The organism is Bradyrhizobium sp. 521_C7_N1_3, from assembly GCF_052075975.1.
Classification (GTDB): domain Bacteria; phylum Pseudomonadota; class Alphaproteobacteria; order Rhizobiales; family Xanthobacteraceae; genus Bradyrhizobium; species Bradyrhizobium japonicum.
This window is the reverse complement of record NZ_CP197232.1, coordinates 8,262,766-8,284,259: the sequence shown is the minus strand read 5'-3', so window position 1 is coordinate 8,284,259 and position 21,494 is coordinate 8,262,766. Positions and strand designations below refer to the sequence as shown.

General features: G+C 64.5%; 17 protein-coding genes. 14 read left to right on the top strand and 3 right to left on the bottom strand.

The annotated features are described in order from the left end of the window. The first annotated feature begins 15 nt into the window (after positions 1-15). The 8 genes from AB7008_RS39005 (at position 16) to AB7008_RS38970 (ending at position 12,086) form a co-directional block, all read left to right on the top strand. Positions 16-966, top strand: coding sequence for an ABC transporter permease (locus AB7008_RS39005; RefSeq protein ID WP_304491155.1), 951 nt, complete (start codon positions 16-18; stop codon positions 964-966). A gap of 2 nt (positions 967-968) precedes the next feature. Continuing rightward, positions 969-1,844, top strand: a complete 876-nt coding sequence (locus AB7008_RS39000; RefSeq protein WP_248879544.1) for an ABC transporter permease — start codon at positions 969-971, stop codon at positions 1,842-1,844. 55 nt (positions 1,845-1,899) lie between these two features. After that, positions 1,900-3,228 carry an NAD(P)/FAD-dependent oxidoreductase gene (locus tag AB7008_RS38995; protein ID WP_441260517.1) on the top strand — a complete coding sequence of 443 codons (1,329 nt, stop codon included), beginning with the start codon at positions 1,900-1,902 and terminating at the stop codon, positions 3,226-3,228. Positions 3,229-3,241: 13 nt separating this feature from the next. After that, a complete protein-coding gene (locus AB7008_RS38990) occupies positions 3,242-4,168 on the top strand; it encodes a 2-hydroxyacid dehydrogenase (protein ID WP_441260516.1) in 927 nt (308 codons plus the stop codon). Between the two features lie 10 nt (positions 4,169-4,178). After that, a complete protein-coding gene (locus tag AB7008_RS38985) occupies positions 4,179-6,047 on the top strand; it encodes an ABC transporter ATP-binding protein (protein WP_441260515.1) in 1,869 nt (622 codons plus the stop codon). Positions 6,048-6,319: 272 nt separating this feature from the next. Next, entirely contained in the window at positions 6,320-7,243 is a 924-nt protein-coding gene (locus tag AB7008_RS38980) for a helix-turn-helix domain-containing protein (protein ID WP_028156278.1), read from the top strand. Between the two features lie 680 nt (positions 7,244-7,923). Continuing rightward, the gene (locus AB7008_RS38975; RefSeq protein WP_304491150.1) at positions 7,924-8,439 is read left to right on the top strand and encodes a hypothetical protein; all 516 of its coding nucleotides are present in this window, start codon (positions 7,924-7,926) and stop codon (positions 8,437-8,439) included. A gap of 317 nt (positions 8,440-8,756) precedes the next feature. Beyond that, positions 8,757-12,086 carry an adenylate/guanylate cyclase domain-containing protein gene (locus tag AB7008_RS38970; protein ID WP_304491148.1) on the top strand — a complete coding sequence of 1,110 codons (3,330 nt, stop codon included), beginning with the start codon at positions 8,757-8,759 and terminating at the stop codon, positions 12,084-12,086. A gap of 42 nt (positions 12,087-12,128) precedes the next feature. Here the strand turns inward: AB7008_RS38970 and AB7008_RS38965 are convergent, their stop codons facing one another. Beyond that, entirely contained in the window at positions 12,129-13,352 is a 1,224-nt protein-coding gene (locus tag AB7008_RS38965) for a polyhydroxyalkanoate depolymerase (RefSeq protein WP_304491147.1), read from the bottom strand. A gap of 169 nt (positions 13,353-13,521) precedes the next feature. Between AB7008_RS38965 and AB7008_RS38960 the strand changes: the two genes are divergently transcribed. Then, complete coding sequence (locus AB7008_RS38960) at positions 13,522-14,178, top strand: glutathione S-transferase family protein (protein WP_304491146.1); 657 nt, start codon at positions 13,522-13,524, stop codon at positions 14,176-14,178. A gap of 280 nt (positions 14,179-14,458) precedes the next feature. Here AB7008_RS38960 and AB7008_RS38955 read toward each other — a convergent pair whose 3' ends face one another. After that, entirely contained in the window at positions 14,459-14,683 is a 225-nt protein-coding gene (locus AB7008_RS38955) for a hypothetical protein (protein WP_014492853.1), read from the bottom strand. 184 nt (positions 14,684-14,867) lie between these two features. Between AB7008_RS38955 and AB7008_RS38950 the strand changes: the two genes are divergently transcribed. After that, a complete protein-coding gene (locus AB7008_RS38950; RefSeq protein WP_304491145.1) occupies positions 14,868-15,224 on the top strand; it encodes a hypothetical protein in 357 nt (118 codons plus the stop codon). Positions 15,225-15,233: 9 nt separating this feature from the next. Here the strand turns inward: AB7008_RS38950 and AB7008_RS38945 are convergent, their stop codons facing one another. Further along, positions 15,234-16,337 carry a mandelate racemase/muconate lactonizing enzyme family protein gene (locus AB7008_RS38945; RefSeq protein WP_304491144.1) on the bottom strand — a complete coding sequence of 368 codons (1,104 nt, stop codon included), beginning with the start codon at positions 16,335-16,337 and terminating at the stop codon, positions 15,234-15,236. A 170-nt stretch (positions 16,338-16,507) separates the two neighbouring features. On the opposite strand from AB7008_RS38945, the gene AB7008_RS38940 reads away from it, so the two are divergent. The 4 genes from AB7008_RS38940 to AB7008_RS38925 all read left to right on the top strand — a co-directional run bounded on the left by AB7008_RS38940 (position 16,508) and on the right by AB7008_RS38925 (position 20,900). Next, positions 16,508-17,353 (top strand): AraC family transcriptional regulator, encoded by an 846-nt coding sequence (locus tag AB7008_RS38940; protein WP_304491143.1) that lies wholly within the window; start codon positions 16,508-16,510, stop codon positions 17,351-17,353. A gap of 242 nt (positions 17,354-17,595) precedes the next feature. After that, positions 17,596-18,534, top strand: a complete 939-nt coding sequence (locus AB7008_RS38935) for an SMP-30/gluconolactonase/LRE family protein (protein ID WP_038934950.1) — start codon at positions 17,596-17,598, stop codon at positions 18,532-18,534. A gap of 109 nt (positions 18,535-18,643) precedes the next feature. Continuing rightward, on the top strand, positions 18,644-19,237 hold the full coding sequence (locus tag AB7008_RS38930) for a GNAT family N-acetyltransferase (protein WP_041953173.1): 594 nt from the start codon (positions 18,644-18,646) through the stop codon (positions 19,235-19,237). A 16-nt stretch (positions 19,238-19,253) separates the two neighbouring features. After that, entirely contained in the window at positions 19,254-20,900 is a 1,647-nt protein-coding gene (locus tag AB7008_RS38925; protein ID WP_028156288.1) for a GMC family oxidoreductase, read from the top strand. Positions 20,901-21,494 lie beyond the last annotated feature (594 nt).

The window sequence follows — 21,494 nt, the reverse complement described above, 5'->3', positions numbered from 1 at the left end:
GCGGGATCGCCTGAGATGGCCCGTTACGTCGTCAACCGCCTGGCGCAGGCGATCATGCTGCTGGTGATCGTCTCCGCGATCGGCTTTGCCCTCCTGCATCTGGCGCCCGGCGGTCCGCTCTCGCAGTTCGCGGCGTCCGCGCAGATGACGCAGGAGGACCTCGACCGCGTCACCAGGCAGCTCGGCCTCGATCGTCCGCTGCCGGTCCAGTATCTCGACTGGTTCGGCCGCATGCTGAAAGGCGATTGGGGCAAGTCCTATCGCGACGGCGAGGCGGTGCTGTCGGTGATCTCCTCCCATCTCGGCGCCACGCTGGAGCTGATGGCGACCGCGACCATCATCGCGGTTCTGCTCGGCTGCTGGATCGGCATACTCGGTGCGCTCCGGCGATATTCGCTGTTCGATTCGCTCGCCACCGTCGGCGCCATGATCGCGCTGTCGATCCCGACCTTCTGGTTCGGCCTCGTCACCATCTACGTGTTCTCGGTGAAGCTCGGCTGGCTGCCGGCCGGCAATCGCCAGACTATCGGCGACGGCTCCTTCCTCGACCTGCTGCATCATCTGATCGCGCCGTCGATGGTGCTGGCGCTGGTCGAGACCGCGATGTGGGGCCGCTTCATGCGCTCCTCCATGCTTGAGGTGATCAATCAGGACTACATCCGCACCGCGCGCGCCAAGGGCATGCCGGAATGGCGCATCCTCACCGTCCACGCGCTGCGCAACGCGTTGCTGCCGATGATTACGGTCGCGGGCTTGCAGTTTCCGACGCTGCTCGGCGGTGCGCTGGTCGCCGAGACCGTCTTCACCTGGCCCGGCATGGGCCGGCTGTTCCTGGATTCCATCGGCTACCGCGACTATCCGGTGGTGATGGGCATCCTGATGTTCTCGGCGACGATGGTGCTGATCGGCTCGCTGCTCGCCGACATCCTCTATGCCGTCGTCGATCCGCGCATCCGGGTGGGCTAGGGATGACGGCTGCGACCCTCTCGACCGTTCAGCTCGCGCCTGGCCAGGCCGCATGGCGGCGCTTCCGCCGGCACCGGCTTGCGCTTGCGGGTGCTGTCATCATTCTGGTTCTCGTCCTCGGCTCGGCGTTGGGTCCTTATCTGCTGCCGTTCGACGACACCTATATCGACATCATGAAGCGGTTCGCGCCGCCGTTGTCGGGCGCGCACATTCTCGGCACCGACGAGCTCGGCCGCGACGTGCTGGCGCGGCTGATGATGGGCGGGCGGGTCTCGCTCTCGATCGGCATCGTCGCGATGGTGATCGCGATGGCGGTCGGCGTCGTCGTCGGTGCTTTCGCCGGCTTCTATGGCGGCGTGGTCGGCGCGGTGCTGATGCGGCTGGTCGATGCCGTGCTGTGTTTTCCGACCATCTTCCTGCTGCTCGCGCTGGCTGCGCTCACTGAGCCCGGTCTCGTCACCACCACCGTGCTGATCGCGGCCACCGCGTGGATGGCCGTGGCCCGCGTCGTCGAGGCGCAGGTGCGATCGCTGCGGGAGCGCGAGTTCGCGGTCGCGGCGCTCGCCTTCGGCTCGTCGAACCTGCGGATCATGTTTCGCGAGCTCGTGCCCAACGCGATCGCGCCGATCGTGGTGGCGGCGACGCTGAACGTCGCCAAGGCGATCCTGCTCGAATCCTATGTCAGCTATCTCGGCTACGGCATCCAGCCGCCGGCCGCGAGCTGGGGCAACATGCTCAACAACGCGCAGATCTATCTGACCAGCGCGCCCTGGCTCGCGATCGCGCCGGGCGTTGCCATCACGCTGGCGGTGACGAGCTTCAATTTCCTCGGCGACGGCCTGCGCGACGCGCTCGATCCGCGCCTGAACATCCCATGACGAGCCCACCCTCGAGCCGACCCGCTTCGATCGAACTGAATAGCTGGAGTGTCCCATGTCCCCGCCGCTCACCCGTATAAACAGCGACGAACGCCTGCCGGCGCAGGCGGACGTCGTCGTCATCGGCGGTGGCGTCATCGGCGTTTCGGCGGCCTATCATCTGGCGAAGAAGGGCCTCTCGGTTGCCCTCGTCGAGAAGGGCCATGTCGGCGGCGAGCAGTCGAGCCGCAATTGGGGCTGGTGCCGCCAGCAGGGCCGTGCCCGTGAGGAGATCCCGCTGGCCCGCGAGGCGCTCCGGCTGTGGGAGGACATGCAGAACGACGCCGGTGTCGATGCCGGCTTTCGCCGCACCGGCGTGCTGTTCCTGACCAAGAGCAAGGACGAGCTCGCGAGCTGGGAGCGCTGGGCCGCGGTCGCACGCGAGATGCAGGTCCATTCGACCGTGCTGACGCCGGCCGAGGTCGCCGAGCGCATGCCGGGCAATACCGACAAATGGGTCGGCGGCCTGCACACGCCGAGCGACGGGCGTGCGGAGCCGTCAATGGCGGTGCCTGCGCTTGCGACCGCCGCGCGAAAACACGGCGTCACCATCCATCAAGGCTGCGCCGCGCGCGGGCTGGAGACGACTGGCGGAAAGGTCAGCGCCGTCGTCACCGAGAAGGGCACCATTCGTACCCAGTCCGTGCTGCTGTCGGGCGGCGCCTGGTCGTCGCTGTTCTGCCGTCGCCACGGCATCGAGCTGCCGATCGGTCTCGTCAACGCCACCGCATGCCGAACCACGCCGGGACCGGAGATCACGTCCGGCGCGCTCGGCACCGATCTCTACTGCATCCGCCGCCGTCTCGACGGCGGCTTTACGCTGGCGCTGCGCAACCGCGGCACGGTCGAGCTGTCGCCCGACCTGTTCCGCTACGCGCGCACCTTCTGGCCGACCTATCTGCATCGCAAGAACGGGCTGAAGCTCTCATTCGGCAAGTCGTTCTTCGACCAGATCGTGCGCGGCACGAGCTGGAGCTTCGACAAGCCGTCGCCGTTCGAGACCGAGCGCGTGCGAGATCCCGAACCCGACATGTCGCTGGTCAATGCGGCGCTGGCCTCGCTGATCAAGGCTAACCCGGAGCTGAAGGACATCGAGATCGCGGAAGCCTGGGGCGGCACGATCGACTGCACGCCCGATACGATCCCCGTGATCTCGCCGGTCGATGCGTTGCCCGGCTTCTTCCTCGCCACCGGGTTCTCCGGCCACGGTTTTGGCATCGGCCCCGCCGCCGGCAAGCTCGCCGCCGACATCGTGACCGGCGCGACGCCGCTGGTCGATCCCGCGGCCTACAGCCACAAGCGCATGATCGACGGCCGGCGTCTCGCGCCGGTCAGCCCGTTCTGAGAGTGCTGGTGGCATGACGGTTCTCTACAAGGCCAACATGGTTCGCGGCGCCGAATGGGCGCGCTTCTTCGCGGAGCGCGCGCCCGATGTGCCGTTCCGGCTCTGGCCCGACATCGGCGATCCCGCAGAGGTGCGCTACCTGGTGGCGTGGGTGCCGCCTGATAACATCGCGACGACCTTTCCCAATCTCGAGCTGGTCTTTTCGGTCGGTGCGGGCGTGGATCAGTTCGATGCCACAAAACTTCCACCGCACATTCCGCTCGTCCGCATGCTGGAGCCTGGCATCGCCGAGACCATGGTCGAATACGTCACCATGGCCGTGCTCGCCCTGCATCGCGATCTCCTGCACTTCATCAACCAGCAGAAAGAGCAGGTCTGGCGCGAGATCCGGATCACGCCGGCCAAACGTCGTCGTGTCGGCGTGATGGGGCTGGGCCAGCTCGGCCAGGCCGTGCTCGAACGGCTCAAGGCATTCGACTTCCCGCTGCTCGGCTGGAATCGTTCGCCGCGCGAGATTGAAGGCGTCACCTGTTACGCTGGCGTGGACGCCTTGTCGGACTTCCTCGCGCAGGCCGACATTCTCGTCTGCCTGCTGCCGCTGACCGACGAGACCCGCGGCATCCTCAATGCCGATCTGTTCGCGCGCCTGCCGCGCGGAGCAGGGCTCGTCAATGTCGGGCGTGGCCCGCATCTCGTCCAAGCCGATTTTCTCGCGGCGCTCGACAGCGGCGCGCTGTCAGGTGCGGTGCTCGACGTCGCCGAGCCCGAGCCGCTGCCCGCCGGCCATCCGTTCTGGAGTCACCCGCGCATCCTGCTGACGCCGCACAATGCCAGCATGACGACGCCTGATACGGCCGTCGATTTCGTGCTCGACGTCATTGCACGCCACCGCCGCGGCGAAGATCTGCCGGGGCGCGTTGATCGCAGTCGCGGCTATTAAGGGCAATCGCATGAGCATCGGCGCAAGCAGGCCTGATCCGATCGTTGCCGAAGCGCAGGCGCCCGTGTTGTCGGTCGCGGGCCTGACCACGTCGTTTCTGCGCGAGCGGCAATGGATTCCCGTCGTCCGCGACGTATCGTTCGATATCGCGGCCAAAGAGACCGTGGCGATCGTCGGCGAGTCCGGTTCGGGCAAGAGCGTCACCGCGCTTTCCATCATGCGGCTCATTCCGAAGGAGAGCGGCCGGGTCGAGGGGCGCATCACCCTCGCGGGCCGCGATCTGCTGACGCTGTCCGAAGCGAGCATGACGGATGTCCGTGGCGACGATGTCGCCATGATCTTCCAGGAGCCGATGACGAGCCTCAATCCGGTGCTCACCATCGGCTTCCAGATCGCCGAGGCGCTGATCCAGCATCGCGGTCTGTCGCGCGCGGCTGCGGAGGCGGAGACCATCCGTCTGCTCGATCGTGTCCGCATTCCCGCGGCGGCATCACGCTTCCACGAGCATCCGCATCGTTTCTCCGGCGGCATGCGCCAGCGCGTGATGATCGCGATGGCGCTCGCTTGCAAGCCGAAGCTGTTGATCGCCGACGAGCCGACGACGGCACTCGACGTCACCATCCAGGCGCAGATCCTGGAGCTTCTGAAGGAGCTCCAGCAGGAGGAGGGGATGTCGATCCTCTTCATCACCCACGATATGGGGGTGGTCGCGGAGATCGCCGATCGTACCGTGGTGATGTATGGCGGGCAGGCGGTCGAGACCGATGCGACCGCACGCATCTTCGCTGCGCCCTCGCATCCCTATACGAGCGCGCTGCTGGCGGCCGTACCGCGCCTCGGCTCGATGGGCGGGCGGACGCGGCCGATGCGGTTTCCGATCGTCGACAAGGTCACGGGGACCTCGGACGAGCCGGCGGAGACACCCGACACGGTCTCGATGGCCGAGCGGCCCCTGCTCGAAGTCGCCAACCTCACCACGCGCTTTCCGATCCGCTCGGGCTTGTTCGGGAAAATCTCGGGCCGGGTCCACGCGGTCGAGAACATCTCCTTCACTCTGCGTGCCGGCGAGACGCTGGCGCTGGTCGGCGAGTCCGGTTGCGGCAAGTCCACGACAGGCCGCTCCATCCTCAAGCTGACGGAGCCGGACAGCGGTACCGTCCTGGTCGACGGTCAGGACGTCCTCGCCATGAGCGCCCGGACCTTGCGCGACTTCCGCAAGCAGATGCAGATCGTCTTCCAGGATCCGTTCGCGAGTCTCAATCCGCGCATGTCGGTGGGGACGGCGATCGCCGCGCCGCTGCAGGCCAACGGTCTCGCGACTGCCTCACAGGCGCGCGACAAGGTGGCCGATCTGCTCGTGCGCGTCGGCCTGACCGCAGATATGGCCGCGCGCTTCCCGCACGAATTCTCTGGCGGCCAGCGCCAGCGCATCTGCATTGCGCGCGCGCTCGCGCTCGGGCCGAAGCTGATCGTTGCGGACGAAGCGGTCTCTGCCCTCGACGTCTCGGTCAAGGCGCAGGTCGTTAACCTGATGCTCGACCTCCAGGCCAGCATGGGCCTTGCCTATCTCTTCATTTCCCACGACATCGCGGTGGTCGAGCGCATGAGCCATCGCGTCGCCGTGATGTATCTCGGCGAGATCGTCGAGACCGGCCCGCGCGCAGCCTTGTTCGGCAATCCGCAGCATCCCTACACGAAGAAGCTGATGACCGCCGTGCCGGTGCCCGATCCATCGCGCCGCGGCACGAAGCGCGAGACCTCGAACGACGAGATCAGAAGCCCGGTGCGCGCACCGGATTATCAGCCGCCGGTCCGGCAGTATCGCGAAGTCTCGCCCGGCCACGTCGTCCAGGTCTGGGGCGAGGAATGGTCGGCCTAGCGCGCGAAGGCGCGTAGCGGATGCTTTCGAGAACGCACGATAATATCGTGCCCTGATCTGCCGCAGTCGTTAACGATGTTGTCCTTCGCGAGGCGAATCTTGTGAAATCGTGCTGAAATCACAATGAATTCACATCGTCGCGACGGAGTGCGACCACCTGCCACAATCTATATGCTAATGCGGCGAAGCTGGACCGTCGGCCGTCGATCTCTAATAATGCATCGACTCCGAAAGGCTGGCGCGGACGTGCCTTTCACGGATGGAATATTGAAATGACACAAGCAGGCGTCTACGGGCAGAGGCTCGGGCGGGGCCTTCGCGTGAAGGAAGCTCCGGTTCTGATCACGCGCTCGCTGCGCAGCGCGGAACTCGCGGTCACCGAAGTCCGCAATGACAAGCCGACGCCCGAGCTTTCCGGCTCGCTGCCGGCGGAGGATGCTTACCTTGTCAGCCTGAAGCTCCGCGACTATCCCGCCTGCGAATGTTGGGAGGAAGGCCGCTACGTCACCAGGGAGGATATTCGTGCGGGCGCGACCTATCTGTACGACCTCAAGCGCGACCCGCGCTATGTGATCGACAAGCCGTTTCACTCGCTCTTCTTCTATTTGCCGCGCCCGGCCCTTCACGACATGGCGAGGCAACCCGGCGCGCCGCGCATTGGCGAGCTCAGCTACGAGCCCGGTGTGGGCCATGACGACGGGGTGATCCGACATATCGGCGCCAGCTTGCAGGAAGCACTGCGTCGGCCTGACGAGACCAACCAGCTTTTCGTCGATCACATGATGCTCGCGCTCACCGCCCACGTCGCCCAGACTTATGGCGGGCTGAAGCCTGTCGCTGAGCCTAGCCGCGGCGGGCTCGCGCCATGGCAGGTGAAGCGCGCGTGCGACCGGCTCGACTCCGATCTCTCAGGCAAGGTCGCGCTGGAGCAGATCGCGACCGAGCTCGGCCTTTCGGTCAGCCACTTTTCACGCGCATTCCGGATCTCCACCGGCCTGCCGCCGCATCAATGGCTGCTGCGCCAGCGCGTGAAGGCGGCCACGCAGCTGATGACCGTCCGCAACCTGCCGTTGTCCGAGATTGCGATCTCGGCCGGATTTGCCAATCAAAGCCATTTCACGCGGGTGTTCACGCAGATGGTCGGCGTCAGTCCGGGCGCATGGCGCCGCGAAACCCATGGCGGGCAGGACGCGTAGCGCGTATTCGAGCGCGAGAAGCAGAATCCAAATCAGTGCCGCTTCGCCAGCGAGATCGCCTGCTTCGTGCCCGTGAATTCGTGAGGCGCCGCGCTTCCGGGCAAGCATCCCGGCCCTTCCTTCAGCAGGCGGCGACATCACGCTGAGGGACGACGAAGCCAGGGTGAAGTCCGCCGATTTCCTGCACGAGGAGTTCGCGCGACGGCATCGGCCATCCGCCTGACGAGAGTTTTGCGGTGCGCCGCGGCCTACACGACGCGAATAGATCTGACGTGGCGAAACGCAGGACAGCTTGCGAACTCACGGCCCCTGTCAGTTCGCGCTTCTGTGCTCCCGCGTATGCAACGATGCAAACTTAGTCCTCCTGAAATCGTGACTGGATGGAGCGACAGGGCACAGGAGTATGTGAACAGTCTCATAGTCCATTACGCTCTTTTCGAGCTAACTCTCCTCCCAGAAATTGCCGCACCCGGAGCTGACTGACAGACACGGGTGAGATGCAATGCCTGCGAAGCCGCGAGCTCGCAGCTTTGGATTGGCTCTCGTCTTGGTTACGAGCAAGCCAGCCCCATCACTCAGCCACATCTTTTGGAAATTGGAATCGAGGGCATCGCGAAACGCGTCCACGCAGCTTCTAATCGGGGTCGGCCGGTAGGCTGCTACTTACTAAGGAGCCCCCAATGAAGATAGGCAACGCAGTTTCCAGCGCATTTTCCCTAACGAGGTACGCCGGTAATCTTGGGATCGCCCGTTCCAGTCTTATCAAGTCGGCCCATCTCCTCGAAAGAATTGGGCTCGCAGCCGTTGGGGCCTCTTGCGGCCTCTATGTGGGTGCGACCCTGTTGCGTCAGAAAGGCGGGCTTTTTGAAAGCGGCTGGATCGTGCTGCTAACGATGCTCTACGGAGCTCTCAGCTATTATGTTGGAATTGATTTGTCCCGGTCTGTCGCTCGGAAGTCGATTTCGAGCACCTCGGAAGAATACAACGGCTCTGAGGTTGCTGAGATCATGAGTGCGGCCGGGACGTTCGGCGCGGCGATTGCGGCAACTCTGTCCGTCAGCATCCTTGTCCTTGATCAAAGCCTACCCAATGGGCTGATAGCCTTTCTCGCCGGCTGTTGGGTCGTTGGGTCTTCGCTTCAAGTTGCGGCGGGAACGATGGCGCGAAACTACGAAGTGCCCGAGGACAAGGAATGAAGACAATTGTGCTCACGGAAAAAACGTCTGCTTGGCATCTTGATGTGGGCATCAGTGCAAGTGCTGACGTCAGGTCTGAAGGCGAGTGGTTGACGGCTCATCGCAACTTCTGTCGTCCAACGTTGCGTGCAGACGATTTTTAGTAGCGCCGCCGTTTGCATCGAGCAATGTCCTTGATTGGACGCTGCATCGGTATCGAGCAACCTAAGTTATCGCGCAACAAACAAGACGTGCCATCATGGTGGCGTTGGGATATTGTCCTCGCGCGCCGTGGTCCGAAATTCTGCTAACCGCCAACCGCAAGATCGGTGGAGCCAATGCAGATCGCGGAGTGGCTCGAGAAGCTGGGGCTTGGACAATACGCAGAGCGTTTTGTCCAAAATGGGATCGACATGGGCGTCCTTCCCGAACTGATGGCCGAGGACTTCGATAAGCTCGGAGTCCTGCTTGGCCATCGCCGCAAAATGCTGCGTGCCATTGCCGACCTCGATCCGGCCGCGTTGATCGCATCGCCGGCTCCTCCTCACGACGCCGAGCGGCGTCACCTGACCGTTATGTTCTGCGACCTGGTCGGCTCGACTGCGCTCTCCGCGCGTCTCGATCCCGAGGATATGTGGGAAGTGATCCGGGCCTACCGCGCCGCCTGTGCGAGCGTCATCGCTGCTTATGACGGCAGGATCGCCAGGTTCGTCGGTGACGGAATACTGGTCTATTTCGGGTATCCCCGCGCTCACGAGGACGATGCGGAGCGCGCAGTGCGAGCGGGCCTCGACACCATCGCTGCGGTCGAGCAACTCAAGACGGGCGCCGCCGAACGGGTTGAACTGCGGATCGCAATCGCGACCGGGCTTGTGGTGGTCGGCGACCTCATCAGCGGCGATGCGTCGGAGGAGCACGCAACGGTCGGCGATACACCAAACCTTGCTGCCAGGCTTCAGAGCCTGGCGGAACCGGGAGTGGTCGTCGTCGCCTCGTCGACGCGCCGGCTGCTTGGCGATCTCTTCACATTTCGCAATCTCGGCCGCCGCGAGGTCAAGGGGATAGCCGAACCCATCGCGGTCTGGGCGGTCGAGGGGACGGCCGCATCGGAAAGTCGCTTCGAGGCGGTCCGCGCAGCGCGCTCGATCGGCTTTGTCGGTCGCAAGGAGGAGATCGAATTCACACTCTCGCGCCAGCAGTTGGCATGGCAGGGGCAGGGCCAGATGGTGTTGATCTCCGGTGAGGCAGGCATCGGCAAGTCGCGCATCGTCGCAACGCTGTCCGAAAACCCAGCGTTGGGGGCGCACCGCCGGGTGCGATATCAGTGTTCGCCCTACCACACCAACAGCGCGCTTCATCCCTTTGTCGCGCAGCTGGAGCGCGCAGCCGGTATCCGCTCGCACGATACGCCGGAGCAGAAGCTCGACAAGCTTGAGGCAATGCTGGCGCTTGGAACGCAGCAGGTCGCCCGGGCGACACCGCTCATTGCGGCTCTCCTTTCGATTCCAACCGGCGACCATTATCCGCCGCTTGGTTTGAGCCCGGCGCAGCAGCGGCGACAGACATTTGCCTCGCTTCTCGATCAGCTCGAGGGGTTGGCGCGAGAGCAGCCCCTGCTGGTTATCTGCGAGGATATGCATTGGGCCGACGCCACGACACTTGAACTGTTCGATCTCGGGGTCGACAGGATCAGGGGACTGCCGATACTCATGCTCATGACAGCCCGGCCAGAGTTCGAGCCCTCCTGGTCGGGTCTCGCCAACGTCAGCCTGTTGCGGCTCGACCGGCTCGACCGGAAGGACACGCGTGCGCTGGTCGAGCAGGTGACCGTTGGCCGCCAGCTGCCGCGCGAGATGATGGAGCAGATCATCGACAAGACGGACGGCATCCCGCTATTCGTCGAGGAACTGACCAAGATGGTGCTGGAGTCCGGACTGCTCGTCGAAGATTCCGGACGCTACCGCCTCGATAGTCCGCTCCCGCCGCTCGCTATTCCCGCGACGCTGCAGGATTCGCTGATGGCGCGGCTCGACCGGCTGGCTCCCGTCAAGGAGGTGGCGCAGATAGGCGCCGCCATCGGCCGCGACTTTTCATACGCGCTGCTGAGATATGTGACAGGACGCGATGATCTGACACTGAGCGCTGCGCTGGGGCAACTCGAAGAGGCAGAGCTGCTGGTGCGTCGCGGGACACCGCCCGACGCAAACTATAGCTTCAGGCACGCTCTCGTTCAGGAAGCGGCCTATGAAGGCTTGCTCAAGAGCAAACGGCAGGTGCTTCACAAGCGCATCGGCGATGTCCTGCACGAAAAGTTTCCCGTCGTTGCCGAGACTGAGCCGGAAGTTCTGGCACACCACTTCACGGAGGCGGGGCTGAGCGAGATCGCCCTCGAATGGTGGCGCAAGGCGGGCCAGCAAGCGCTGAAGCGCTCGGCCTATTCCGAGGCGATCGCGCATCTCGGCAAGGCGATTGCGTCCGCCGATGAGGTGCCGGATGATCCCCGCCGGATGATGAGCAGGCTGCATCTTCAAATCGAGTATGGCCGTGCATTGCGAGGCAGCCTCGGCCACAGCGCTCCCGAAACGGTAGCCGCATGGACGCGTGCCCGACGGTTCGCTGCCGACATCAATGATCCCGTTGAACTCGCGCCGGTCCATTCGGGTCTGTTCAATGCTTGCCTGACACACGGAGAACTCGCTCCGATGCGGGAGCTGGCGGATGCCATCAGGAGCGCCGCTGACCGACGACCGGACTCACCGGTGACCGCCGTCGTTGCACATTGGACGGGCGGGGTTACCTGCTGGTTCGGCGGTGACTACTTGAACGCGAGGATGCATCTCGAGCAGGCACTCGAGATCTATGGCGCCGAGCCGGATCCTGCGATGTTCAGGGCTTCGGCACTGGATCTCCCGTTCGTGATCATGAGGTTTCTCGCCCTGGTGCTTTGGCCGCTGGGAAAGATCGCGCGCGCACGCCGCCTCGCCGCCGAAGCGGTGAGTGCTTCGGGAGAAAAACGGGCGCTGTCCCATGCCAACGCGCTGGTTCATCGCGCTGTGTTCGACGGACTATGCGGAGGCATGTTGCAGCAAACGGAGACGATCCTGGCGCTCGGTCTCGCGCGCGACCACACGATGCCGTTGTATGTGGCCGCCGGCACCTACCTAAATGGCCTCGCCAAGTGGCGTGCCGGCGACCGAACGACCGGACTGACGGAAATGCGTCGCGGCTGGACCTTGCTGCACGAGAATGACTGCTATCTCTGTGAGCCGTTTTGGGGGATGCATGTCGCCTTGGCGAACGCAGCGTCGGGCCAGCTCGAAACCGGGCTGGAGATCTTGAGCGAATTGATCGCATGGACCGGGCAATCCGGCCAGCATTGGCTTGATGCCGAGCTGCATCGCGCCCGCGGCGAGCTTTTGTCGCGTCTTGATCCTTCGGACGAAGCCGGTGCGGAAGCTTCCCTCAACCGAGCGCTTGAGATCGCACGACACCAGCAGACGAAGACCTTCGAGCTGCGCAGCGCCCTGGGACTTGCACGCCTGCATAAGAGAAATGGCCGAGCAGGCGGGGTATCCGAAGTGCTTACTCCCGTGCTGGCCGAATTCGATGTGGAGCGTAATCTTTCTGAAGTCGTGGAAGCGAAAGAGCTGCTCGAGCAAGTGCATTAGGCACGTGCCGTTTTCCCCCAGTCTGGGGGCAGGAAATGACAGTCACGAATTCACGTGCACGAAATCCCGCAGCAGCGGATAGATCTCGTTATTCCATCGCTTGCCCGAGAACACGCCGTAATGGCCGACGCCGGCCTGCATGTGGTGGACGCGGCGATAGGCGCGCACGCCGGTGCAGAGGTCTTGCGCGGCGAGCGTCTGGCCGATCGAGCAGATGTCGTCCTTCTCGCCTTCGACCGTCATCAATCCCATGCGGCTGACGGCCTTGGTGTTCACGGGACGGCCACGGTGCATCAACTTGCCTTGCGGCAACAGGTGCTCCTGGAACACGTCACGCACGGTTTCGATATAGAACTCGGCCGGCAGGTCCATCACGGCAAAATATTCGTCGTAGAAGGTCTTGATGCTCGCGGCCTTTTCCTTCTCGCCCTTGGCGATATGGTTGGCGAGATCCATGTGCTGCTTGATGTGGCGCTCGAGGTTCATCGAGACGAACGCCGTGAGCTGCACGAAGCCGGGATAGACCTTGCGGAGCGCGCCGCGGCATTGCACCGGCACGTAGTTGATCAGGTTCTGCTCGAACCAGTCGATCGGCCTGCTCTTGGCGAATTCGTTGACCCTGGTCGGCTGGATGCGCGTGTCGATCGGGCCTGCCATCAGCGTCAGCGTCGCGGGCCGCGAGGGGTGGTTGCCCTCGCACATGACCGCGGCGGCCGCGAGTGCCGAGACCGAGGGCTGGCAGATCGCGACCATATGCGGACGCGGGCCCAATTGGCCGAGGAAGTCGATGAGATGATCGGTGTAATCGTCGAGCCCGAAGCGGCCTTCGCGGCGTGGAATGTCGCGCGGATTGTGCCAGTCGGTGATGTAGACGTCGTGGTCCTGCAGCAGCGTTTTCACGGTGCCGCGCAGCAGCGTGGCGAAATGGCCCGACATCGGCGCCACCAGGAGCATGCGCGGCTGCTCCGGCGCGCCGTCCTTCCTGAAGTGCAGCAGCGAGCCGAACGGCGTCGCGTAGGCGACCTCCTCGGTGACGCCGATCTCGCGGTTGCCCACCATCACGCTGTCGATGCCGTAGGCCGGGCGGTCATAGGTGAGGGTGGAGCGCGAGATCAGCTCCAGCGCGGCCGAGAGCCGGCCGACGACCTGACCCGACAGGCCCTGCGGCACCAGATTGAGGAATCTGAGCGCGGACGAAGCTCCCGCCCGCCACGGCGCGGTGAGGTCCATTTGGTTCTGAAAGGCCTGATAATACATCGACATCATACTGGAACGCCCACCCTCCCGCGCTGTCATGCAATATCGAAGCCAAACGGGGGCCACGCCGCCCTCAGAACTGGCACATCGCTTGCTCCTCTTTTTGCGGGAAGCACAGGTCATGAGCACTCCCGCGGGCAGGGCGGGGTGCAGGTCACGGGCGTAGGGAATGGGCCATATGGCGAAGGCGACACTGACCATCAGCAGCAAGAACTATTCGTCCTGGTCGCTGCGCGGCTGGCTGCTGACGAAATTTTCCGGGCTCGATTTCGAGGAGATCGTCACCGCGCCGGACGACGCGTCGGCGCGCGCGGAAATCCTGCTGCTGTCGTCGTCGATCCTGGTGCCGTGCCTGCGCCACGACGGCGCCGTGGTCTGGGATACGCTGGCGATCGCCGAATATCTCAACGAGGCGATGCCGGATGCCGGTCTGTTGCCTGATGACCGCGTCCAGCGGGCGCATTGCCGCTCGATCTGCGGCGAAATCCATTCCGGCTTCGCGACGTTGCGCGCGTCGCTGCCGGTCAATCTGAAGGGGCACTTCCCCGGTTTCAAGATCTGGTCGCGCGCGCAGGCCGACATCGACCGCGTCTGGTCCATCTGGCGCGACTGCCTGGAGAAGTCCGGGGGGCCCTTCCTGTTCGGCGCGAGGCGCACCATGGCGGATGCGATGTATGCCCCCGTGGTGACGCGCTTCGTGACCTATGACGTCAAGCTCGAGCCGCTGCTGAAGGCCTATGCCGATACCATCATGGCCATGCCCGAGATGGAGGAATGGATCGCGGCGGCCAAGGATGAGCCGGCCGAGATCGAGGAGCTCGAGGTCGAATATTAGGCAGGCCGAGCGCCCGCCTGCCTGTTTTGGGGGCGAGGCCCGGACTGCTGCGCCTGGCGGCCATGTCTTTGAAGCCGTTAACTTTTAGCGCCCGTGGCCGGCTCGTGCCGGCCCACATGCTGCGCAGATATTGTATACGCGTGGGGGCTTGTTGCGACATCTAGCCGTGAACAGCCGCGTACACGGCGTTCCGGCTGATTCGGACGTGATTCGTTCGGGCCGCGTTCCGTTCGTTAAGGCAGAGCGCGGCCCCGTTGCATTTTGAGACAGACGCCGCTCGTCAGGCGAAGCCCGAGTGCTTGACGCGCGGCACGCGCCAGCCAATCACGGTGGCTTCCACCGGGACGCCGGCCGCATCGTTCTGCCAGCGGCCCTCGACATAGCGGCAGGCGAACGGCAGTTGATACGTTCCGCTATGATCCTCACACAGCACTTCGACCGGCAGGCCAGGGGGCGGTTCTCCTGCGCCATCGAATTCCGCCAGACGTCTATCGCGCGTTGCCATTCCAAAAATCTCCCCTAATCAAAGTCGCGGAAAGAGCGCCCACTTCTTCCGCGCACGGTTCACTGCTCCCCGTCCAAGGGAACAAGCCAAGCTCAACGCGAGAATGCGGTACGAGTGTGGTAGCCTCCGGTGTTGGCGAGCAAAAACCGCACATTGCCGTGATTGATTTGGACGAGGAACCTGCATGCTGCTTCGAAGTGCCGGCGTTTGTTTCGCGATGTTGTTGCTCGCCCCGCTGGCGATTGCGCCGGTCCGCGCGCAAGACGTGCCCGGCATCGAGATCTGTACCGTCGAGAAGACCATGGAGCGGCGCACGAGCTGCCTCCAGAGCAACGTCGACTTCCTGCAGAAGACGATCACCAAGCTGACGCTCGATCATCAGCAGAAGCTCGATGCCGCCAACCGCCAGATCGACGCGTTGAAGACGGTTGTGGCCGGCCTGCAGAAGACGCTGGGCGATCTCCAGGCTACGCAGGTGAAGATCGCGGAAGATCTGAAGAAGAAGCAGGACGCGCCGCCACCGAAGGACGCGGCGAAATAGGCGTCGCGGTCACGCCACGCGATAGCGCTCCATCACGCCGCGATCGGGCTCATAGCCGAGCCCGGGTCCCGAGGGCACCGCGACGTGGCCGGTGGCATCGACATCGGCGCGGCCGCCCCAGAGACACGCTTCGCGTGTCAGATAGAACATCTCGACCAACCCGTCGTCGCGCGTCGCCAGCAGGTGCAATGTCGCCAGCAGGCCCGGACCGAAATACGGGGAGTGCGGGACGATCTTGACGCCGAGCTGATCGGCGAGCGCGGCGACCTTCAGAAATTCCGTGATGCCGCCGACCTTGGTCACCGACGGCTGGGCATGACTCACCGCGCCCGCATTCATCATCTGGCGGAATTGATACTCCGTGCAGGCGTTCTCGCCGGCGGCGACACCGAGCCCGCCCTTGCGGCGGACGTCGGCGAGCGCGGTAAAATCCTCCGGCGGCCAGACCGGCTCTTCCAGAAACATCGGCTGCGCGTCCTCGCATGCCTTCGCGAATGCGATCGCCTGCTCGCCTGTGAGCGGGCAGTTCATGTCGACCATCAGCGGGATGCCGGGCCCGATCGCCTCGCGGGCGGCAAACACCGCCGGCGTCGTGGTCTCGTGCAGCTTGATGGCGCCATAGCCGAGCGCGAGCGCCTTCTTGCATTCGCCGGCGATATTCTCAGGCGAGCCGATCCGCAGCAGGCTCGCATAGGCGGGAATGGACGAGCGCCTGGTCTCGCCGAGCAGGCGATGCAGCGGCGCGCCCTCGATCTTCGCAGCCAGGTCCCACAGCGCGATGTCGAGCCCTGATATCGCGAACATCGTGATGCCGTAGCGGCCGAACAGATGCAGGTTGCGCTGGATCTGTTCCATCGCCGCGGGAATGCCTGCGGCATCGGGAACCTTCAGCCCGCGGGCCTGCGGCGCAATCATCTCCTCGACGGCGCTTCGCGTGGTGCGCGGGGAGACATAGGCAAAGGCATCACCCCAGCCGGTCAGTCCGGCATCGGTCGTGACCTCGACCAGCACCATGTCGAGCGCGGAGATTGCGGACGCGCCCTGGCGAAAGCTCGCGACACCGGCGTCATAGGGGATGCGGATATGATGCGCCCGCACATCGGTGATTTCCATGACGCGGTTCCTCTTTCTCGTGAGCGGTTTCGATGAGTGTAGCTGCGAATGCCGGGGCGTTGCCAGTGGCTATTCCGGGGCTATCCTCATGCAAGGACAGCAATGCCGATCAAGCGAGGCGGTGGCCGTCAGCGCATCATCGCCAAGCTTCGAACGAGGGCTTTTGACGCATGAACCCAGCCCAGCGCGCGCTCTGGTATATCGAGAGCCATCTGGCCGAGCCGATGACGCTCGACGAGATTGCGGCGATATCTGGCGTGTCGCGGTTCCACATCGTGCGGGCGTTTGCCGCAGCCACCGGACTCCCGGTGATGCGCTACGTGCGCGCGCGGCGGTTGACGGAAGCGGCGCGCAGTCTTGCGAACGGCGCGCCGGACATCCTGTCGCTGGCGTTGGAGGCGGATTACGGCTCGCACGAAGCGTTCACCCGCGCGTTCCGCGACCAGTTTGGCACCACACCCGAAGCGGTGCGGGCGGCAACGTGCCTCGACAAACTCAAGCTTCAGGAGCCGATCCTCATGGATTCCACCATGCTCGACCATCTGGTCCCGCCGCGTTTCGAAGCCGCGAAGGCCTTCCTCGTCGCCGGCCCTGCCGAGCGCATCTCCTGCGACAACGGCGCCGCCATTCCGGGACTGTGGCACCGCTTCCATCAGGAAGTCGCCGATATCCCCGCGCGCGTCGGCCAGGGGAAAAATCAAGTCGCCTATGGCGTCTGCTGCAACGGCGATGATGCCGGCAATTTCGACTACATCGCCGGCGTCGAGGTCGCCGATTTCTCCGACCTGCCGCGCCGCTTCGGTCGCATCCGCATTCCCGAGCAGCGCTACGCGGTGTTCACCCACACCGAGCACGTCGCCTCGATCCGCCGCACCGTCAACACGATCTGGAATCAGTGGCTGCCGGTGTCCGGCCTGAAGGCCGCGGACGCGCCGAACTTCGAGCGCTATGACGAGAAATTCGATCCCGCGACCGGCAATGGCGGCTTCGAGATTTGGATACCAGTGCGGGAGTAAGCGCGATCCGGACCGGAAGCGCCGCGTTCGCGCAAAGTGCGCAGCGATTTTCCGAAGAGATCATGCTCAAACAAGACCTAAAGCGCGATATGTCATCGCGCTTTGCGTTGCAACGCTGGCATACCATCCCGCTTGCTTGGCAAGCCCCGGCGACTTTGTCATAACCGCAGGCAAATCTTGCGTGTGGGGCCCGTGCCGGACATCCCGTGCAAGCCATAACAAGCAGCCGGGAGGGTCCCCAAATGTCCACTGCCACGCCCAACGTTCGCGTTCTCGCCACCGACCTCGAATTTCCCGAAGGGCCGGTGGTGATGCCGGACGGCTCGGTCGTGCTGGTGGAAATCCGCGGCCAGCGCCTGACGCGGGTTTATCCCGACGGCCGCAAGGAGATCGTCGCCAAAGTGCCGGGCGGCCCGAACGGCGCCGCCCTCGGCCCCGACGGCAAGATCTACATCTGCAACAATGGCGGCTTCTCCTGGATTCCGACCGGCAAGATGATCATGCCCGGCCCGCAGCCGGACGGCTATCTCGGCGGCTCGATCCAGCGCGTCGATCTGCAATCGGGCAAGGTCGAGACCGTCGTGACCAAATGCGGCGAGCACGATCTGCGCGGGCCGAACGACCTCGTCTTCGACAAGCACGGAGGCCTCTGGTTCTCCGATCTCGGCAAGCGCCGCGCCCGCGAGATGGATGTCGGCGGCATGTATTATCTCAAGCCCGGCATGACCGAGATCGTCGAGGTCGTGCATGGCGTGCTGCCGGCGAACGGCATCGGCCTGTCGCCGGACGAGAACACCGTCTACATCGCGGAGACGCCGACGGGGCGGCTCTGGGCCTATGAGCTCTCCGCGCCCGGCACGCTCAAGCCGCGCGAGGTGATCTACCGCGGCGAGCGCGGCAAGCCGATCTGCGGCCTCGGCGGCTACCAGATGTTCGACTCGCTCGCGGTGGAGGCCAACGGCAATGTCTGCGTCGCCACCCTCGTCTCCGGCTGCATCTCGGTGATCGCGCCTGACGGTACGCTGGTGGAGCAGGTCCCGACCGGCGACCGCGTCACCACCAACATCGCCTTCGGCGGCCCCGAGCTTAAGACCGCCTACATCACGCTCTCAGGCAAGGGCGAGCTGATCGCCATGGACTGGCCGCGCGGCGGTTTGCCGTTGAACTTTTTGAATAAGTGAGCCAAGCCGTCATTGCGAGGAGCGAAGCGACGAAGCAATCCAGGCTGCCTCAGAGGTAACACTCTGGATTGCTTCGCTCCGCTCGCAATGACAACGGAGAGAGACTTCAATGCCCTGGCCTGATCCCGTCACCCTGCGTGGGCAGCACGCCCGTCTCGAGCCGCTGTCGAAAGAGCATCGCGAGGGGCTGGTGGAGGCCGTGAAGGACGGCGAGCTCTACACGATCTGGTACACCGCGATCCCGACGCCGGAGAACGTGGCCAAGGAGATCGACCGCCGCCTCGGCCTCCAGGCCGCGGGCTCGATGCTGCCGTTCACCGTGTTCGATGCCGGCGGCAAGATCGTCGGCCAGACCACCTATATGAACATCGATGCCGCCAACCGCCGCGTCGAGATCGGCTCGACCTGGTATGGCAAGAGCGCGCAGCGCGGGCCGCTCAACACGCAATGCAAGATTCTGCTGCTGACCCACGCCTTCGAGACATTGAACTGCATCGCGGTTGAATTCCGCACGCATTTCTTCAACCATCAGAGCCGCCGCGCCATCGAGCGCCTTGGCGCCAAGCAGGACGGCATTTTGCGCAATCACCAGATCGCGCCGAACGGCACGCTGCGCGATACCGTGGTCTACAGCATCACCGCGTCCGAATGGCCGACGGTGCAAGCGCATCTGAACTATCAACTCAACGACAAGCCGCGCTAGGGGCGGCCGAGGCATCATGGACAGATTTGACTATGTGATCATCGGCGCGGGCTCCGCCGGTTGCATCCTCACCAGCCGGCTGAGCGAAGACCCCAGCACGAGCGTCTGCGTGCTCGAGGCGGGCCCGAGCGACTGGCATCCTTACATCCATCTGCCGGCGGGCTTCATCAAGACCTTCCACATGAAGAGCATCAACTGGGCCTACCAGCAGGAGCCGGGGCCCTACACCGGCGGGCGCAGCATCTATGCGCCGCGCGGCAAGACGCTCGGCGGCTCGTCCTCGATCAACGGCCACATCTACAATCGCGGCCAGCGGATGGATTTCGACACCTGGGCGCAGATGGGCAATCGCGGCTGGGGTTATGCCGACGTGCTGCCTTACTTCAAGCGGCTGGAGAAGCGGGTCGGCGAGGGTGAGGACACCTATCGCGGCCGCGACGGCAACCTCACCGTCACCACCATGGACTGGCGCGATCCGCTCTGCGAAGCCTTCATGGAAGGCGCGGTCTCGCTCGGCATTCCCCGCAACCCCGATTACAACGGCAAGACCCAGGAGGGCGTCTCCTACTGCCAGCGCACCATCGACAAGGGCCTGCGCGTCTCCGGCTCGACCGCGTTCCTCAAGCCCGCGATGAAGCGCCCGAACGTGCATGTGCACACCCACGCGCACGCGACCGAGATTATTTTTGAAGGCAAGCGCGCCGTCGGTGTGCGCTACACCAAGGGCGGCCGCGGCGGCACGCCGGTCGAAGTGCGCGCCAACAAGGAAGTGATCCTGTCCGGCGGCACTTATAATTCGCCGCAGCTGCTTCAGCTCTCCGGAATCGGCTCGCCCGATCTGCTCGGCGCGCACGGCATCGCGGTGCGCCACGCGCTGCCGGTCGGCGAAGGTCTGCAGGATCATTACGCCCCGCGCACCGTAGCGCGCGTGAAGGACATCAAGACCATCAACGAGCTCCGCCGCGGCTTCTCGCTGTGGATCGAAGCGCTGAAATGGGCGACCGCGCGCCGCGGCCTGCTCTCGCTTTCGCCGACCATGGTCTATTGCTTCTGGCATTCCGGCGAGAGCGCGGACTCGTCCGACTTGCAACTCACCTTCACGCCGGCGAGCTACAAGGAGGGCGTGCAGGGTCAGCTCGAGGACGAGCCCGGCATGACGGTCGCGTCCTGGCAGCAGCGCCCGGAGAGCCGCGGCTATGTCCGCATCCGCTCCAACGATCCGTTCGCGCCGCCGATCATCCAGACCAACTATCTCGACGCCGAGCTCGACCGCCGCGTCATCGTCGGCGGCATGAAGCTCGCACGGCGCTTGCTGAAGAGTGCGCCGTTGTCGCCTTACTACGCCTACGAGGATTTCCCCGGCCCCAACATCAACACCGACGACGAATTCCTGGCCGCCGCCACCGAACGCGGCACCACAACCTTCCACCCCGGCTGCACCTGCCGCATGGGCCCGGCGGATTCCACTTGGGCTGTCGTCGACGACCAGCTCCGCGTCCACGGATTGGAAGGCCTCCGCGTCATCGACGCCTCCGTGATGCCGCGCATGATCTCGGCGAACTTGAATGCATCCACCATGATGATCGCCGACCGCGCCTCGGATTTGATCCGCGGCAAGCAGCCGATGGAAGCCGCACGCGTGCCGGATGCCGCAGTGGCGTAGGAAGGTCTCGTGTCCCGGACGCTGCGCAGCGCTCCCGGCGATGCGAAGCATCGTCCGGTGCGGTGCGCTGCGGAGCCGTGGCCCATGTCTCCGAGAGCGCGATCGTACGCGTGGGTCCCGGCTCTGCGTAGCGGCGTTGCACGCTGCAGCGCGTCCGGGGCACCGAGAGCGTTGCATGTCGCGGTGGTTTAGCCCGTCGGGCAAAACACCCCGCACCCCGTCAATCCCTCCGTGCAAAAATATTCCACTTTACCGAAATTCGGAATTGCGGCATAGATCGAAGCAGCCCGGTCCGAGGAAGAGGGGCGGTTCGCGAGTCGTTCGAAACGCGGGCCGGGTTGCGGTGGACGCGGCAGCGTCGGGCGCGAGAGGCTAAGGGCAGGGCGGATTGCTCTCCGTGAGCCCCGAGGCTTCGTGCGGACGAGCGGCGCTGTGTGCGTACGGCAAAACCGTGTGGTCCTGGCCGTCGTTGCTACGGTCAAGCTCTTGCGGATGCGGCATTGGCGTCAACCGGCGCGGTGTCGGCGACTTCTGTGGGAGTGAGGGAGGCCAGAAGGAACTCGGCTCCCGGGAGAGCACGGCATAAGCCGTCCG

What these genes read in the sequence shown, in the direction of transcription:
- AB7008_RS38940 (WP_304491143.1), top strand. Translation starts at nt 16,508, where the DNA reads ATGAACCCAGCCCAGCGCGCGCTCTGGTATATCGAGAGCCATCTGGCC.
- AB7008_RS38995 (WP_441260517.1), top strand. Translation starts at nt 1,900, where the DNA reads ATGTCCCCGCCGCTCACCCGTATAAACAGCGACGAACGCCTGCCGGCG.
- AB7008_RS39005 (WP_304491155.1), top strand. Translation starts at nt 16, where the DNA reads ATGGCCCGTTACGTCGTCAACCGCCTGGCGCAGGCGATCATGCTGCTG.
- AB7008_RS38960 (WP_304491146.1), top strand. Translation starts at nt 13,522, where the DNA reads ATGGCGAAGGCGACACTGACCATCAGCAGCAAGAACTATTCGTCCTGG.
- AB7008_RS38955 (WP_014492853.1), bottom strand. Translation starts at nt 14,683, where the DNA reads ATGGCAACGCGCGATAGACGTCTGGCGGAATTCGATGGCGCAGGAGAA.
- AB7008_RS38925 (WP_028156288.1), top strand. Translation starts at nt 19,254, where the DNA reads ATGGACAGATTTGACTATGTGATCATCGGCGCGGGCTCCGCCGGTTGC.
- AB7008_RS38990 (WP_441260516.1), top strand. Translation starts at nt 3,242, where the DNA reads ATGACGGTTCTCTACAAGGCCAACATGGTTCGCGGCGCCGAATGGGCG.
- AB7008_RS38965 (WP_304491147.1), bottom strand. Translation starts at nt 13,352, where the DNA reads ATGATGTCGATGTATTATCAGGCCTTTCAGAACCAAATGGACCTCACC.
- AB7008_RS38975 (WP_304491150.1), top strand. Translation starts at nt 7,924, where the DNA reads ATGAAGATAGGCAACGCAGTTTCCAGCGCATTTTCCCTAACGAGGTAC.
- AB7008_RS39000 (WP_248879544.1), top strand. Translation starts at nt 969, where the DNA reads ATGACGGCTGCGACCCTCTCGACCGTTCAGCTCGCGCCTGGCCAGGCC.
- AB7008_RS38950 (WP_304491145.1), top strand. Translation starts at nt 14,868, where the DNA reads ATGCTGCTTCGAAGTGCCGGCGTTTGTTTCGCGATGTTGTTGCTCGCC.
- AB7008_RS38930 (WP_041953173.1), top strand. Translation starts at nt 18,644, where the DNA reads ATGCCCTGGCCTGATCCCGTCACCCTGCGTGGGCAGCACGCCCGTCTC.
- AB7008_RS38935 (WP_038934950.1), top strand. Translation starts at nt 17,596, where the DNA reads ATGTCCACTGCCACGCCCAACGTTCGCGTTCTCGCCACCGACCTCGAA.
- AB7008_RS38945 (WP_304491144.1), bottom strand. Translation starts at nt 16,337, where the DNA reads ATGGAAATCACCGATGTGCGGGCGCATCATATCCGCATCCCCTATGAC.
- AB7008_RS38970 (WP_304491148.1), top strand. Translation starts at nt 8,757, where the DNA reads ATGCAGATCGCGGAGTGGCTCGAGAAGCTGGGGCTTGGACAATACGCA.
- AB7008_RS38985 (WP_441260515.1), top strand. Translation starts at nt 4,179, where the DNA reads ATGAGCATCGGCGCAAGCAGGCCTGATCCGATCGTTGCCGAAGCGCAG.
- AB7008_RS38980 (WP_028156278.1), top strand. Translation starts at nt 6,320, where the DNA reads ATGACACAAGCAGGCGTCTACGGGCAGAGGCTCGGGCGGGGCCTTCGC.